The 14,168-nt window shown below is 58.4% G+C and carries 16 protein-coding genes; 6 read left to right on the top strand and 10 right to left on the bottom strand.

The window, feature by feature from the left end; genetic code table 11:
- Positions 1-24: 24 nt before the first annotated feature.
- Positions 25-1,323, bottom strand: a complete 1,299-nt coding sequence (locus ACSQ87_RS08300) for a mechanosensitive ion channel family protein (protein WP_223432040.1) — start codon at positions 1,321-1,323, stop codon at positions 25-27.
- Positions 1,324-1,516: 193 nt separating this feature from the next.
- Here ACSQ87_RS08300 and ACSQ87_RS08305 point away from each other — a divergent pair, with 193 nt between their 5' ends.
- Complete coding sequence (locus ACSQ87_RS08305; RefSeq protein WP_008153197.1) at positions 1,517-2,863, top strand: DEAD/DEAH box helicase; 1,347 nt, start codon at positions 1,517-1,519, stop codon at positions 2,861-2,863.
- A gap of 113 nt (positions 2,864-2,976) precedes the next feature.
- Here the strand turns inward: ACSQ87_RS08305 and ACSQ87_RS08310 are convergent, their stop codons facing one another.
- Together ACSQ87_RS08310 and ACSQ87_RS08315 are read right to left on the bottom strand one after the other, a co-directional pair.
- Positions 2,977-3,252 (bottom strand): hypothetical protein, encoded by a 276-nt coding sequence (locus ACSQ87_RS08310; protein ID WP_150655029.1) that lies wholly within the window; start codon positions 3,250-3,252, stop codon positions 2,977-2,979.
- Positions 3,253-3,469: 217 nt separating this feature from the next.
- Positions 3,470-4,213 carry a DUF899 domain-containing protein gene (locus ACSQ87_RS08315; RefSeq protein WP_223432041.1) on the bottom strand — a complete coding sequence of 248 codons (744 nt, stop codon included), beginning with the start codon at positions 4,211-4,213 and terminating at the stop codon, positions 3,470-3,472.
- Between the two features lie 177 nt (positions 4,214-4,390).
- Between ACSQ87_RS08315 and ACSQ87_RS08320 the strand changes: the two genes are divergently transcribed.
- Entirely contained in the window at positions 4,391-4,783 is a 393-nt protein-coding gene (locus ACSQ87_RS08320; protein WP_046048098.1) for a hypothetical protein, read from the top strand.
- Positions 4,784-4,904: 121 nt separating this feature from the next.
- Here the strand turns inward: ACSQ87_RS08320 and ACSQ87_RS08325 are convergent, their stop codons facing one another.
- The 3 genes from ACSQ87_RS08325 to ACSQ87_RS08335 all read right to left on the bottom strand — a co-directional run bounded on the left by ACSQ87_RS08325 (position 4,905) and on the right by ACSQ87_RS08335 (position 6,978).
- Complete coding sequence (locus tag ACSQ87_RS08325) at positions 4,905-5,774, bottom strand: DUF6279 family lipoprotein (RefSeq protein ID WP_223432042.1); 870 nt, start codon at positions 5,772-5,774, stop codon at positions 4,905-4,907.
- Positions 5,775-5,854: 80 nt separating this feature from the next.
- A complete protein-coding gene (locus tag ACSQ87_RS08330; protein ID WP_436273579.1) occupies positions 5,855-6,571 on the bottom strand; it encodes a TorF family putative porin in 717 nt (238 codons plus the stop codon).
- Positions 6,572-6,789: 218 nt separating this feature from the next.
- Entirely contained in the window at positions 6,790-6,978 is a 189-nt protein-coding gene (locus ACSQ87_RS08335) for a hypothetical protein (RefSeq protein ID WP_172668627.1), read from the bottom strand.
- Between the two features lie 351 nt (positions 6,979-7,329).
- Here ACSQ87_RS08335 and ACSQ87_RS08340 point away from each other — a divergent pair, with 351 nt between their 5' ends.
- Together ACSQ87_RS08340 and ACSQ87_RS08345 are read left to right on the top strand one after the other, a co-directional pair.
- Complete coding sequence (locus ACSQ87_RS08340; RefSeq protein WP_033056115.1) at positions 7,330-8,166, top strand: CvfB family protein; 837 nt, start codon at positions 7,330-7,332, stop codon at positions 8,164-8,166.
- A 129-nt stretch (positions 8,167-8,295) separates the two neighbouring features.
- On the top strand, positions 8,296-9,228 hold the full coding sequence (locus ACSQ87_RS08345; RefSeq protein ID WP_046048101.1) for a DMT family transporter: 933 nt from the start codon (positions 8,296-8,298) through the stop codon (positions 9,226-9,228).
- Here ACSQ87_RS08345 and ACSQ87_RS08350 read toward each other — a convergent pair.
- A complete protein-coding gene (locus ACSQ87_RS08350) occupies positions 9,173-10,354 on the bottom strand; it encodes an MFS transporter (protein ID WP_223432044.1) in 1,182 nt (393 codons plus the stop codon). The genes ACSQ87_RS08345 and ACSQ87_RS08350 overlap by 56 nt on opposite strands.
- Positions 10,355-10,457: 103 nt before the next feature.
- Here ACSQ87_RS08350 and ptrR point away from each other — a divergent pair, with 103 nt between their 5' ends.
- Positions 10,458-11,351, top strand: a complete 894-nt coding sequence (gene ptrR, locus ACSQ87_RS08355) for a putrescine utilization regulator PtrR (RefSeq protein ID WP_056742691.1) — start codon at positions 10,458-10,460, stop codon at positions 11,349-11,351.
- 139 nt (positions 11,352-11,490) lie between these two features.
- Positions 11,491-11,619, top strand: coding sequence for a PA1414 family protein (locus tag ACSQ87_RS08360; RefSeq protein WP_007914492.1), 129 nt, complete (start codon positions 11,491-11,493; stop codon positions 11,617-11,619).
- Here ACSQ87_RS08360 and ACSQ87_RS08365 read toward each other — a convergent pair.
- The 3 genes from ACSQ87_RS08365 to ACSQ87_RS08375 all read right to left on the bottom strand — a co-directional run bounded on the left by ACSQ87_RS08365 (position 11,570) and on the right by ACSQ87_RS08375 (position 14,077).
- On the bottom strand, positions 11,570-11,737 hold the full coding sequence (locus ACSQ87_RS08365; protein WP_223432054.1) for a hypothetical protein: 168 nt from the start codon (positions 11,735-11,737) through the stop codon (positions 11,570-11,572). The two genes, ACSQ87_RS08360 and ACSQ87_RS08365, sit on opposite strands and share 50 nt — an antisense overlap.
- Positions 11,738-11,886: 149 nt before the next feature.
- A complete protein-coding gene (locus ACSQ87_RS08370; RefSeq protein WP_150655036.1) occupies positions 11,887-12,612 on the bottom strand; it encodes an MBL fold metallo-hydrolase in 726 nt (241 codons plus the stop codon).
- Positions 12,613-12,697: 85 nt separating this feature from the next.
- A complete protein-coding gene (locus tag ACSQ87_RS08375; protein WP_046048105.1) occupies positions 12,698-14,077 on the bottom strand; it encodes a sodium:solute symporter in 1,380 nt (459 codons plus the stop codon).
- Between the last annotated feature and the right edge of the window lie 91 nt (positions 14,078-14,168).

Here is a 14,168-nt window from a genome sequence, read left to right on the forward strand (position 1 = left end):
TTAAACCCCTGCGTGAGTGAGGTGTTACATGACGTGTTTTTCGGGCTCTGGAATATGGCTCGCACCCAGCAGCGCTGGCAACAACCCCGCCCGCAAATCCCCGCCACTCGGCTGCTGATACAGGCTCAAGCCAAACTCCGGCAACACCGCCAGCAGGTAATCAAAAATATCTCCCTGAATCCGCTCGTAATCGGCCCACGCGGTGGTGCGGGTGAAACAGTAGATTTCCAGCGGAATCCCCTGCGCGGTGGTTTGCATCTGGCGAACCATGCAGGTCATGTTCGGCTGGATTTCCGGGTGACTCTTCAAATACGCCAGTGCATAGGCGCGGAAGGTCCCGATATTGGTCATCCGCCGACGGTTGGCCGACATCGCCGCCACATTACCCTGGGCTTCGTTCCAGGCCTTGAGTTCAGCCTGCTTGCGACTGATGTAGTCGGTCAGCAGATGCACCTGGGACAGCTTCTGCTCTTCGTCATCGCGGATGAATCGCACGCCACTGGCGTCGATGAACAGGCTGCGCTTGATCCGTCGCCCTCCGGATTGCTGCATGCCGCGCCAGTTCTTGAACGACTCGGACATCAGGCGCCAGGTTGGAATCGAAACGATGGTCTTGTCGAAATTCTGCACCTTGACCGTGTGCAGCGTGATGTCGACCACATCACCGTCGGCGCCGACTTGCGGCATCTCGATCCAGTCGCCGACCCGCAGCATGTCATTGCTGGTCAATTGCACGCTGGCGACGAACGACAGCAGGGTGTCCTTGTAGACCAACAGAATTACCGCCGACATGGCGCCCAGACCCGACAGCAGCAACAGCGGCGAACGGTCGATCAGCGTGGCGACGATGATGATCGCGCCAAACACGTACAAGACCATTTTTGCCAGTTGCACGTAGCCTTTGATCGAGCGGGTACGGGCATGTTCGGTGCGCGCATAGATGTCGAGCAGCGCGCTGAGCAGGGCACTGACCGCCAACAGCAAGAACAGAATGGTAAATGCCAGCGCGACGTTACCAAGGAAGATCAGACTGGTCTTGCCCAACTCCGGCACCAGGTGCAAGCCGAACTGGATCACCAGCGAGGGGGTGATCTGCGCCAGACGATGAAAGACCTTGTTATGCCGAAAGTCATTGATCCAGTGCAATGCCGGCTGGCGACCGAGCATTTTGGTCACATGCAGAATGAGGTAGCGCGCCACTCGTCCGAGGACCAGCGCAACCACCAGCAATACCACCAATGCCAGGCTGGAATGCAGGAGAGGGTGCTGATCAAGGGCACCCCAAAGGTCTTGAACGTTGAGCCAGAGCTGTTTGATATCCATGGGTAAAAACGGTTCTTCTGTAGGACGCGACGGGGCGATTAGAGCATTTAAGACGCTTTGGATGACGTTTCAGGACAAAAGACGCAACAAAAAAACCACTGTTTAGCGCCGTTTGTATAAAGAAACTCGGCCTGAGCGCTCGAAACCGTTACCCTATGCAGCTGTTTTTTTGTATTTCTTCGAGGTAGCACCCGTGTTTTCCCAATTCGCCCTGCACGAACGCCTGCTCAAAGCCGTGGCCGAGCTTAAATTTGTCGAGCCAACGCCAGTGCAAGCAGCGGCTATTCCGCTGGCGCTCCAAGGGCGTGACCTGCGGGTGACAGCGCAAACCGGTAGCGGCAAAACCGCTGCCTTCGTTTTGCCGATCCTCAACCGTCTGATCGGCCCGGCTAAAGTCCGCGTCAGCATCAAGACCCTGATCCTGTTGCCAACCCGCGAGCTGGCCCAGCAGACCATCAAGGAAGTTGAGCGTTTCGCTCAGTTCACCTTCATCAAGTCCGGCCTGATCACCGGCGGTGAAGACTTCAAGGTCCAGGCCGCCATGCTGCGCAAGGTGCCGGACATCCTGATCGGTACGCCGGGCCGGATGATCGAGCAACTGAACGCCGGCAACCTCGACCTCAAGGAAGTCGAAGTACTGGTCCTCGACGAAGCCGACCGCATGCTCGACATGGGCTTTGCCGAAGACGTCCAGCGTCTGGTGGAAGAGTGCACCAACCGCCAGCAGACCATGCTGTTCTCCGCCACCACCGGTGGTTCTGGCCTGCGCGAGATGGTCGCCAAGGTATTGAACAACCCTGAGCACCTGCAGCTCAACAACGTCAGCGACCTGAATGCGACCACCCGTCAGCAGATCATCACCGCTGACCACAACCAGCACAAAGAACAGATCGTGAACTGGCTGCTGGCCAACGAGACCTATCAGAAGGCCATCGTGTTCACCAACACCCGGGCCATGGCCGACCGTATCTACGGCCGCCTGGTGGCGCAGGAATACAAAGCGTTCGTCCTGCACGGTGACAAAGACCAGAAGGATCGCAAGCTGGCCATCGACCGTCTGAAGCAGGGCGGCGTGAAAATCCTCGTCGCCACCGACGTCGCCGCTCGCGGCCTCGACGTGGAAGGCCTGGACCTGGTGATCAACTTCGACATGCCGCGCAGCGGCGACGAATACGTTCACCGCATCGGTCGTACCGGCCGTGCCGGCAACGATGGCCTGGCCATCTCGCTGATCTGCCACGGCGACTGGAACCTGATGTCGAGCGTCGAGCGCTACCTCAAGCAGAGCTTCGAGCGCCGCACCATCAAGGAAGTCAAAGGCACCTACGGCGGACCGAAAAAGGTCAAGGCTTCGGGCAAAGCCGTTGGCGTGAAGAAGAAAAAAGTCGACGCCAAAGGCGACAAGAAGAAAACCGGCGCCAAGGCACCGACCAAACGTAAAATCGCCAACCGCCCAAAGACCGACGCCCTGTCGCTGGTCAGCAAGGACGGCATGGCGCCGCTGAAGCGCCGCAAGCCGGAAGCGCCGGCTGCTGAATAAGGCGCGGTAGCGATCCAATAAAAAACCCGGACAGTGTCCGGGTTTTTTTACGTCAAAAGATCGCAGGCTCCCTGTAGGAGCTGGCGCAGCCTGCGATTCTTTGATCTTGCCGTTCAGCTCTTGGCTTTCTGCGCCGCCGATTCCAGCTCCTTGAGACGCTGATCGATCAACTGGCACTTGTCCGGTAAATCCTTGCTGGCCGTCTCCAGATCCATCTTCTGCAGCTCATCGTTGATCTCCTTGGCCTTGGCCGGGTTCTGCTCAGTGATCTTGGCGACTTCCTTGGCCAGTTGTTCGCGCTTGGCGGTGGCTTCCTCGGGAGGGCAGGCCCAAACGGGGAGGGCGCAGGCGAGGGTGGCGGCGAGGGTGAGTTTGAGCAGGGTTTTCATAAAGTCAGGCCTCGGTTCCGGTTAAGGCGGGTTATCCGGTTGAGGGCTGAAGGGCGAAAAAAGTTCAGTGACAGAAACGGGCGACCCACAGGTCGCCCGTTTTCATTCACTCCGCAGCCGTCTGCCAATTACATCCATCAAATCACAACCATCGCGTAACCGCGGGCAAGCCCCACAGGGGATTGTTGGTGTTCACGGATGCTGTGACCAACCCGGATCAAGCGATCTGCCCCCCATGACAGCAACTGTCCGGTGCCTTGTCCTCATACCGGTCGTGATACCTCACCCAATCCATAATTTCCTCTTCATTGCGGCCCTTGGGCGTGAGGTCGAGGTAGTTATAGGCGCCGACCAACATGTCCAGACCTCGGGCATAGGTTGAATAAGTGTGAAAAATCTCTCCAGCTTCATTGCGATAAAACACGCTGAGGCCGGGGAGTTCTTCTTCGGCGCCGTCGGATTTTTCGTAGTTGTAGGTGGCATTGCCGGCGGTGACGTCTTCTGCTCGGGCCGAGACGCCGAAGTCGTAATTGAAGTCGCAGCCTTCTGACGACACCCAATCGAATTTCCAACCCATGCGTCGTTTGAAGGCCTGGAATTCGGCGAACGGTGCGTGGGAAACCGTCACCACGGCGACGTCGTGATGGGCCAGGTGCTGGTTGGCGCCGTCAATGTGATCGGACAGGAACGAGCAGCCGGAACAGCCTTCGTCCCAGCCTTTGCCAAACATGAAGTGGTAGATGACCAATTGACTACGGCCGCCGAACAGGTCAGCCAGTTTCAGTTCGCCGTTCGGACCCTGAAAGCGGTAGTCCTTGTCGATTTTCACCCAGGGCAGGGCGCGGCGTTCGGCGCTGAGTTTGTCTCGTTCTTTGGTGAAGGCTTTTTCGTGGGCCAGGTGTTGCTTGCGCGCGGCTAGCCATTCTTCTCGGGAGACGACGGGATGATTCTGAATGTTCATTGGGATTCTCCTGCGGGGTGCTGGGAGGTGACTTACACAACCTAGTCGTTTGACCTACGCCCAATTCGACATACCGCCGGTCGATGCTGTTCAAAACCTCGGCTGAACGGCTACGAACCGCGCCGGTCACAACCTATGAAGGCCATCTCACTCGCGGGCACCGGAGGTTGAATCAGGATGACGACTTACAACTGGGATTTGATTGAACGCTTGCTGCATGAGGTGCAGAACGGCGCTGGCCACATTTTCACCCCACGGCCCTACGCCGAGCAGTATGCGGCGGAGAAAGCGTCGAAAGGTGAGCCGTTTGAGAACCTGGATCACCTGAAAACGGTAGCTGGCGAGTACGAAAAGTTACTGTTGATACGGGGCTATATCGAGCCTCGGCCAGAAGATCAGGGTGGCAATGGCGAGAACTACATTTTGACGCCTCGGGGCTCGAGTTTATTGAGCCTGATCGACAGCAGTATTCCGGGCAATGACCATCCGCGGCAGGTGTTGGATGAGCAGGAAGATGCGCTGGATGAGGTGAGGTTTGATGAGATCGCATCGAGGGCACAGATTGCCTGAAGATCACATCTACCCCATGTGGGAGCGGGCTTGTTCGCGAATGCGGTGTACCAGTTAACTTATCGTTGCCTGACACTGCATTCGCGAGCAAGCCCGCTCCCACATGGGATTTGCGTAGTGCTTAGCTCTGTTTTGCTGCTTTCAGGCACTTCAAATCATTGAAGTCCTTGCGCACCCCTTCGATCTTCTTCAACAACCGCTGGCGCTGTTCCGGCGTGCTTTCGGCCATCAAGTCCACAAATAACGCCCGTGCCTGGGCTTCGGTGCTGGCGTAGGCCTGGCGATAAGCGGGGGTCCACAAACTCTCGCGATTCACCAGAAGCGTCTCGATTCTCTGTGGGAATTCTGGACTCTGGCGCTGCGCAACTGCCGCACTGAACTGCTTCTGCCAATGGACGCGGTTGGCGATCCATTGCGTATTCTGGTCCCCCAAGGCGTTGGACCACGTGACAACGCGTAGCTGCTGGGTTGTGCTGAGCGGGCCGAGCCAGTCATTCAGGCGTTTTTCCATACGCTGGCTGCGCGCCTTGATCTGTTGATCGAGCGACGGTTTGAGGTATTGGTCCTGGCGTTTGCGCTGGTCTTTGGCAAAGGCGTCGTTCATCTCTGCGACTTGCTTGTCATCCAGCCCCTGTAACAGCTCAATGGCCGACGGGGTGATTTCCCGTGCGGTCTGGGCGATTGCCTTTTTGGCTTCCTGGACGCGGGTTTGCAGCGCAGCGTCGGTGACCTGGTTGGTCTCGACCATGACCTGCAAGCGATCCAGCCAGTCGAGATAGCCCGGCAATTGTGTGGTGCAGTGCCAGCTCAGGTGTTCCTTGAGGCGCTCGTTGAGCCAGCCTTTCTGCTCGCCGTTCATGTCCAGGTAGTCGCTGAGCGTCCACGGAATGATCACGTCGAGGTTGCGGTAGGCCAGGCCCACGCGGCTGCACGCACCGAGGGCGAGACTGAGGGTGATAACGACGGCGAGACACTTCAACCAGCGCGACATGGGCGAATCCTTTGCGAAGGCCTGGCTTTTTTAATGGGCTTTTCTATGTGAACGCAGGATGAGCCTCGCAGTTCAGCCGATCAGTAAAAGGCGTGTTCGGCCTTTAGGGTGACCAGCCCATCGCATTGGCTGTTGTGCCCGGAATAGGCGGAGCAACTGTTGCCACTCAAGCTGGAGTCACTGTAGATCAGGTCCAGATCAATGCCCATGAACGGACGGGAAAGTTTCACTGACCAGTCGGTGAAACTGCCTACGTACCCACCGTCGACGGACACCGGCATATTGAGCTGGTGGGTGGTGTATTTCATGCTGATCCCGATGCCGAACGGCTGATTGCCGCCCAGGTCGGCGAACACGGTGCTGTTCTGTTTGTCCGGATCGTTGCTGAACGCTGCGCCGAAACGGCTGCCCAGAAAGGTCAGGCCACCGAAAAGCTCCTGGCTGTCGAGGGTGTCCACTTTTGGGTAGCTGTAACGGATCATGCCGACTTCGTACCCGAGGGTATTATCGAAAGGCTGTTTAAAGCCCATGTAGGAGTCGACTTCAAGGTTGGCCCCTGACGTTAAACCCATGCTCGGTGCCCATTGGCCTACATAAAAACCGCTGTCGTGACTCAGATCGAGACCACCGTGGAACGAGCCGGTGCTGGAAGGTTTGACCAGTCCCTGGGCCATGCTGCGGCTGGGGGTGGTGCCGAGTTTGAGATCGAAGTCGCCCAGTTCACGCTGAAAGATTTGCGCGTTGGCGACCGAACACGACAACAGGGTGCCGAGCAAAAAACAGGAGGGTTTGAGCATGCGTCACTCCATGACAGCGAGGAGCCGGAACTGAAACCTACTGAAACGCTTGATCTAGACGTGTGTAAGCATACCGGCGAATGCTCGGCATCGAGGGCCGTTCGTCGATTTTTGAAATATTGGTTTGTTTGCGGGGGTGTTGCGAGGAGGGTTCCAGTCCAAGCGCTTCGAAGCTCAAAGCGCTTAGGGACCAGGTGATGCGGCGGATCTAGGGGAAGTTACTTCTTGCCCAGGGTGATCTGCTTGGACGGGCCGAACGTCTGGCCGCTGACGCCTTTGGCAATTTGCTGGATCTCTCCGCCGGACTTGAGGAACGCAGCAATCTGGCTGTTGATCGATTCGCTGGTTTCAACGGCTGGAGCTGGCTTTGCTTTGCTGTTGGATGCTTTTACACGCATGGCGGCCATTAACCTATAGAAAATTAACTTGGCCAGGCATCGTACAGGAAATACTTGACAATTGCTTGGTAAATATCCCCCCGAAATACACAGGGCAGATGAAGAATTAATCACAAGTTATTATTCTGAATAGGCCTCTAAGCTGCTGTTTTAACTAAGAACGATCGTGAAAAATTACAGTTTTCCGTCTGGCGGACGGGTGCGAAAATTTCCAGAACGGCCTGACGAGCGGCCAGGCACGTGCGGTAAAGCCCAGGAAAATTAAGCCCTTCAGAGGATTTTCTTGCGCCACCGGGCTGGCCAGCGAACGCGGCCCGCAAAACCGGGTAGAATGCCGCCCACGCAATGAGGGTATTGGAAATGGCTTTAGTCGGGCGCTACAACAGTTTGCAAGTGGTTAAACACACTAACTTCGGTTTATATCTGGACGGTGGCGCGGATGGCGAAATCCTCCTGCCTAATCGTTATATTCCCAAAGATATTCCCAGCGAAGATGAAGACTGGCTCAACGTTTTTATTTATCTGGACAGCGATGACAAACTCATCGCAACTACCGAAAAGCCGAAAGTTCAGGTCGGTGAGTTTGCCAGTTTAAAAGTCGTTGAAGTCAACAGCATCGGTGTTTTCCTGGATTGGGGTTTGCCGAAGGATCTGTTGCTGCCGTACTCCGAAGAAAAGCGCCAGATGACCGCCGGCGAGTATGTGGTGGTGCACGTCTACCTCGACAAACACACCCGCCGCATCACCGCGACGGCGCGTCTGGATCGCTACCTCGACAAGACCCCGGCCAACTACACCCCTGGCCAGGAAGTTGATTTGCTGGTTGCCGAAGCCACCGATATGGGCTTCAAGGCGATCATCAACAACAAGCACTGGGGTCTGATTCACAAGAACGAAATCTTCAAGTTCATGCGCGCCGGTAAAGAAGAGAAGGGCTTTATCAAAGAAGTCCGTGCCGACGGCAAGATCAGCCTGAGCCTGCAACCGGTCGGCGAAGAAGCCGCCACCAGCCTGAACTCGAAGATTCTCGCCAAGTTGCGCGACAACAATGGCAGCCTGCCGGTCAGCGACAAGAGCGACCCGACGGTGATCAGCAGTATGTTTGGTGTCAGCAAGGGTAACTTCAAAAAGGCCATCGGTGCGTTGTACAAGAACGGCCAGATCGTTATTCACGCCGATCGCATTGAACTGAGCTGACCTCGCGCCCGCCCTCATGTAACGCGATTGCATAGGGTTGGAGTGTGATGAAAAAGTCCCGGCCCTGTGTCGGGGCTTTGCTTTTTACTGTCGAGTGACTGCCATGTTTTGTGTTGTCGAGGTGTTCCGGTGAGCGCCACCCGGCGCAGCGCCGATGGGTTTGCCCTGCAAGTGATGATTGGGTTGTGCCTGATCTGGGGGGTTCAGCAGGTGATGATCAAGTGGGCGGCGCCAGACATCGCGCCGGTCATGCAGGCCGCCGGGCGCTCGGGTATTTCCGCGTTGCTCGTAGGACTGTTGATCTGCTGGAAGGGCGGCTGGGATCAAGTGGGCAACACCTGGCGCGGTGGACTACTGGCTGGCGCGCTTTTTGGCCTGGAGTTCTTCTTCATTTCCGAAGGCCTGCAGCTGACCACGGCTGCGCACATGTCGGTGTTCCTTTACACCGCGCCGATCTTCACCGCATTGGGCGTTCATTGGCTGTTGCCGAGCGAGCGTTTAAGACCGGTCCAGTGGCTGGGGATTTTCCTCGCCTTCGTCGGGATCGCCATCGCCTTTGCCGGCGGGGTGTCGTGGGACAACCTCGATCACCGCATGTTGATGGGCGATGCGCTGGGCGTGCTGGCTGGCGCGTCATGGGGGGCAACGACGGTGGTGGTGCGCGCTTCGCGCCTGTCGGAAGCGCCGGTGACCCTGACGCTGTTCTATCAATTGATTGTCGGTTTCGTTGGGTTGTTGCTGATCGCCATCCTCAGCGGCCAGGTCACTCACGTCAGCCTGACCACCGTGGCGGTGGCCAGTGTGTTGTTCCAGGGATTGGTGGTGTCGTTCTTCAGTTACTTGACCTGGTTCTGGCTGTTGCGCCGTTATCTGGCGGCGAACCTGGCGGTGTTTTCGTTCATGACGCCGCTGTTCGGCGTCACGTTCGGCGTGGTGCTGCTGGGCGAAGAGCTGAGCTTCAACTTTGTTGTCGGCGCGGTGCTGGTGTTGTTGGGCATCACGTTTGTCAGCGCTGAGCAGTGGGTGCGCCGTCGCTTGCGCAAAGCCCTTGGGCAGAGCTGACCGGACGCAATAGCAGACCGCCAGCGACAATCAAACCGCTGCCGGCGAACACCAGCGCGGGCTGCAAACCACCGCTGAAGTGGCTGCTCAATGCGGCCAGCAACGGCCCGCTGAGCTGGCCCACCGCAAAGCACGCCGTCAGCAGCCCGGCGTTGCGCTGGGTGGCGTGGGGCGCCAGTTCCCGGGAACGTTGCATCACCAATTGCATGCAGGCAAGGAACGGCGTGCCGCAGAGGATCACGCCCAAGGCCAGGCCTGGGCCGCTGCCCAACAAGCAGGCGAAGACCCCGGCGGCTTGCAGCCACAACGTCGCCATCAGCCAATAGCGAGTGCCCTGCGGGTGTTGTCGACGCAGACTCACCAGCACCACCCCGATGGCCGAAGCAAGGCCGAAGCAAGGCCAGAACAGATCGGCCTGCCATCGGCCATGGAACTGCGCGTTGGCCATTTGCGAGAGGAAAGTGGCCGGAATGATGTAGCCCAAACCGTACAGCCCATAGACCACGCCTAAACGGCCGATGCCATGATTACCCGAGCCAGCGACGCTGGGAGTGGCGGCCACGGTCATGACCGGTTGCGGCAGGAACGGCAGAATCCCCAGCAGCATCGCCAGCCCGACGCCGGCATACACCAGCCACAAGGCTGCAGAAGTCTGCCCCAGCAGGTTCGATCCCAAGGCCAGCAAGCCCGTCAGAAAAATCCCCAAACCCGGTCCGGCAAATACCAGGGCACCAAGCCGTGGGCGACCGGCCGCCGCGGCCAGTGGCTGGCTCAACGCAGTGATCATCACCAGCACCCAGGCGCTGGCCACGCCGGTGCCGAACCGCAGCACCAGATGGGACCAAAACCCGTTGGCCCAGAACGAGGCCAACGTCAGCAATACACAGAGCCATAAACCACCCAGCAAACGCCGGCGGACTTGCTCGGGGCGGCGAGAGAACATCGCGTCCACTGCGCCAACGAAGTAGCCAAGGTAGTTGGCTGCGGCAATCAGACCGGCGGCGGTCAGGTCGATCTGACCTTCGCTGAGCAGGTGCGGCAACTGAGGCGTGAGGGCGAAACGCCCGATGCCCATGGCCATCATCAGGGCGATGAAACTGGCGAGTAAGCGAATCAGAGGGGACATGGTCTGAATTCCAGCAGAGGATCAATGACCGTCAGGCTAGGACTGATTGACTTTCTTTTAAAATGAATAATAGTGAGTAACTTGTTCTGATTTGGAGAATGGCGTGGAGTTCAGCCAATTGCGAATTTTCCAGGCGGTAGCGGAGGAGGGTTCCATCACCCGCGCTGCCGAACGCCTGCACCGGGTGCCATCGAACCTGTCGACCCGGCTTAAACAGTTGGAAGAGCAACTCGGCGTAGAGCTGTTCGTGCGTGAACGTCAGCGTTTGCAGTTGTCGCCTGCAGGAAAAGTCCTGCTGGACTACACCGCCAAGCTGTTCAATCTGCGCGACGAAGCTCAAGCGGCGGTGCAAGGCGGGCAACCGGCCGGGGACTTCGTACTCGGTACTATGTACAGCACGGCGGCGATTCATTTGCCGGGGTTGTTGGCGCGTTATCACCGCACTTATCCGGCGGTGAATCTGCAAGTGCAGTCCGGGCCGAGCGGCGAATTGCTTGAAGGTTTGCTCACCGGTCGCCTCGATGCGGCGTTGGTGGACGGTCCGCTGGAACTGGCCGGGCTCGACGGCGTGCCGTTGTGCGATGAACGGCTGGTGCTGATCAGCGAGGCTGATCACCCGCCGATCCTCAGCGCGCTGGATGTGGAAGGGCGCTCGGTGTTCACTTTTCGGCAGGGTTGTTCCTACCGGATGCGCCTGGAAGCCTGGTTCTCCCATTACCACGCGGCCATGGGCCGGGCGATGGAAATCGAGTCTTATCCGGGGATGCTCGCTTGCGTGATCGCCGGCTCAGGCGTGGCGCTGATGTCAGAGTCGATGCTCGCCAGCCTGCCGGGCCGCGAAAGCGTGGCGGTGCATCCGTTGGCCGAGCCATTTGCCAGTGCCACCACGTGGCTGATGTGGCGCAAAGGCATGGTTGGGGCGAACTTGAACGCCTGGCTTGAGCAGCAACAATTGGTCTATCCGTCGGCGCCGAGTCAGGCTCGGGCGATGGCTTGAACTATCGGTCAGGTATTTTGATCAATTCAGTAACAGATCATTGCGACTTTGGGCGAGCATTGCGTAGGACTTCGGACTATTATCAGTGCGAAGTGGCTACAGAATTTTGGCCACTCGGCACTACCCTGAAGGGGGCACCATGAAAGAGAAAATCCAAAACTGGCTGCACGACTTGGGTGTTGCACTCGGTTTGATCGAACCGCCTCTGCAACCTGTGCCTATTCGCACTGACGACGAACAACGCCGACGCCAGCAGCGCCGCCGGTAAACGTAACGCAGCCGTTGTTGTAGCAGCTGTCGAGCACCGCGAGGCTGCGTTCGGCTGCGGAGCAGGCGTAAACCCTGCGTGCAGGATTTTCCTGACACACCGCATCGTCTGAATTCACGACGGCTTCGCCGCCGAACGCAGCCTCGCGGTACTCGGCAGCTGCTACAGGGACCCAGGCGAATTCAAGAGAGTGGGCGGGCTTAGTGCCTTCCGATCTCCGTCAAAAACCGGCTCAAGTCATTCGCCGTCCTGACTCTCCAGCAGGCTTCAGGCGTGCAAGCGCTGCCACTCGTCAATCATCGTGCGCAAATGCTCTCCGGAAAAACTTCCGAAATGCCCGCCATGCACCGTGCGGATCGGCAACTCGCGCAAACGCTGCAGGCTGCGGGCGTAGTCGTCGAGGTTGGAGTGGTAGGCGTCTTCGATCAACGGCCCGTCGTAGATGATGTCGCCGCTGAACAGGGTCTCGGTCGCCGCTTCATACAGGCTGATGCCGCCCGGTGAATGCCCCGGCGTATGCAGCACTTGCAGCGTGCGGTTGCCCAGATCCAGCACGTCGCCTTCTTCGATCAGGCCAGTGGCTGGCGCAGCTTTGACCCGGTATTCGGCGTAGCACAACGGGCAATCGGGATGCGCTTCGAACATGTCGTCGCCGACAAAGGCTTTGCTCAAATCGTTGTCGCCGTCGGGTGCGGCGAGGATGTCCGCTTCAGCCGGATGCACCAGCCGCTCAGGGAATTCGTGGTGCCCGGCGATGTGGTCGAAATGGCAATGACTGGCCACGGCGACCAGCGGCCGTTCGGTGATCCATGGCAGTTGCTCGCGCAGGCTGACCAGCCCGGAACCGCTGTCGAGCAGCAAGTCTTTGTCGCGCCCCTGGATGTGCCAGAGGTTGCAACGATAGAAGGGGCGGATGTAAGGCTCGTGAATCAGGCGAATGCCGTCACTGAGCTGTTTCACCTCGAACCACTGATCGCGGCTGACGATCTTCATAAGCAGTTTCCTTCAGACGAAAAAAAACGGGTGTGGCAACCGACGCCACACCCGTCGAAGAAAGCATCAAGTCGTTATGTTCAGCTTAGGCGGCGCTGGCCACCACTGCAGGGCGAGGGGACAGCAAGCTGACTACCACGAAACTCACCAGACCTACGCCGAGGCTGTAGTAGATCGGAGTGTTGGCATCCAGACCGTCTTTGAACATGAACACCAACGCTGTGGCGAAGCCCATGCCCATGCTGGCGATAGCGCCAGCGGTGTTTGCGCGTTTCCAGAAAATCGCACCGATCAGCGGGATCAGCATGCCGCCCACCAACAGGTTGTACGCCAGGGTCAGGGCGCTGATCACGTCATTCACGACCAGAGCGATGCCGAGTACCACGATGCCGGTCAACAGGGTGAACAGGCGGTTGATGCCCAGCGTCGACTGTTTACCGCCGCGCAGTTTCGGCAGCAGGTCTTCGGTCAGGGTGGTGGCGGCGGCGAGCAGGCCGGCGCTGGCGGTGGACATCATGGCCGCCAGGGCAGCGGCGATCACCAGGCCACGGATACCGTCCGGCAGGGACAGTTTGACGATGGCGGCGAAGGCGTTGTTGACGTTGTCCAGGTCCGGGATCAGCACATGGGCGGCCATGCCGATCAGGGCGCAGGCCAGTCCGTAAAGGATGCAGTAGAAGCCTGCGAATGTACCGGCGACCTGAGCCACCTTGGCGCTCTTGACGGTGAACACACGCTGCCAGATGTCTTGGCCGATCAGGATCCCGAAGAAGTAGATCATGAAGTAGGTGATGATGGTGTCCCAGCCAATCGTGGTGAAGCTGAAGGCGGTTGCCGGCAGTTTCAACACCAACTCATCCCAACCACCGACGCGGTACAGGCAGATTGGCAACAGGATGAACATCAGGCCCACGGTCTTGATGACGAACTGGACGATGTCGGTCAGGGTCAGGGACCACATGCCGCCGATCGCCGAATAAATCACCACCACGCCACCGCCGACCAATACCGACAGCCAGAACGGCAGGTCGAACAGCACTTGCAGCACGGTGCCAATGGCCAGGATCGAGACCACGCCGATCATCAGCGCATACGCCAGCATGATCACCGCGCTCGCGGAGCGGGCCATCGGGTTGTAGCGTTTTTCCAGCACCTGGGTAACGGTGTAGATTTTCAGTTTCAGCAGCGGTTTGGCGAGGAACAGGTTCAGCGCCACGATCCCGCAACCGAGGGCCGCGCAGAGCCAGAAACCGGAGATGCCATGGACGTAGCCCAAGCGCACGGTGCCGACGGTAGATGCGCCGCCCAGAACGGTTGCGGCCATGGTGCCCATGTACAGGCTCGGGCCGAGGTTACGACCGGCGACCAAAAAGTCTTCGTTGGTCTTGGCCTTGCGCATGCCGTAGTAGCCGAGTATCAGCATCGCGGCGGCGTAGATGAGTACGACGAATAAATCCAATGCCATGATGGCGTGTCTCCGATTGTCTTTTTTATGGTGAAACAAAGATGGTTCTGTGGAGCTGCTCACTGTGGGAGCGAGCCTGCTCGCGAAAGCG

Source organism: Pseudomonas sp. LjRoot277 (genome assembly GCF_964253845.1).
GTDB lineage: Bacteria > Pseudomonadota > Gammaproteobacteria > Pseudomonadales > Pseudomonadaceae > Aquipseudomonas.

What these genes read in the sequence shown, in the direction of transcription:
- ACSQ87_RS08300 (WP_223432040.1), bottom strand. Translation starts at nt 1,323, where the DNA reads ATGGATATCAAACAGCTCTGGCTCAACGTTCAAGACCTTTGGGGTGCC.
- ACSQ87_RS08360 (WP_007914492.1), top strand. Translation starts at nt 11,491, where the DNA reads ATGAAAGAGAAAATCCAAAACTGGCTGCACGACTTGGGTGTTGCACTC.
- ACSQ87_RS08340 (WP_033056115.1), top strand. Translation starts at nt 7,330, where the DNA reads ATGGCTTTAGTCGGGCGCTACAACAGTTTGCAAGTGGTTAAACACACT.
- ACSQ87_RS08335 (WP_172668627.1), bottom strand. Translation starts at nt 6,978, where the DNA reads ATGGCCGCCATGCGTGTAAAAGCATCCAACAGCAAAGCAAAGCCAGCT.
- ACSQ87_RS08325 (WP_223432042.1), bottom strand. Translation starts at nt 5,774, where the DNA reads ATGTCGCGCTGGTTGAAGTGTCTCGCCGTCGTTATCACCCTCAGTCTC.
- ACSQ87_RS08370 (WP_150655036.1), bottom strand. Translation starts at nt 12,612, where the DNA reads ATGAAGATCGTCAGCCGCGATCAGTGGTTCGAGGTGAAACAGCTCAGT.
- ACSQ87_RS08320 (WP_046048098.1), top strand. Translation starts at nt 4,391, where the DNA reads ATGACGACTTACAACTGGGATTTGATTGAACGCTTGCTGCATGAGGTG.
- ACSQ87_RS08375 (WP_046048105.1), bottom strand. Translation starts at nt 14,077, where the DNA reads ATGGCATTGGATTTATTCGTCGTACTCATCTACGCCGCCGCGATGCTG.
- ACSQ87_RS08330 (WP_436273579.1), bottom strand. Translation starts at nt 6,571, where the DNA reads ATGCTCAAACCCTCCTGTTTTTTGCTCGGCACCCTGTTGTCGTGTTCG.
- ACSQ87_RS08310 (WP_150655029.1), bottom strand. Translation starts at nt 3,252, where the DNA reads ATGAAAACCCTGCTCAAACTCACCCTCGCCGCCACCCTCGCCTGCGCC.
- ACSQ87_RS08350 (WP_223432044.1), bottom strand. Translation starts at nt 10,354, where the DNA reads ATGTCCCCTCTGATTCGCTTACTCGCCAGTTTCATCGCCCTGATGATG.
- ACSQ87_RS08315 (WP_223432041.1), bottom strand. Translation starts at nt 4,213, where the DNA reads ATGAACATTCAGAATCATCCCGTCGTCTCCCGAGAAGAATGGCTAGCC.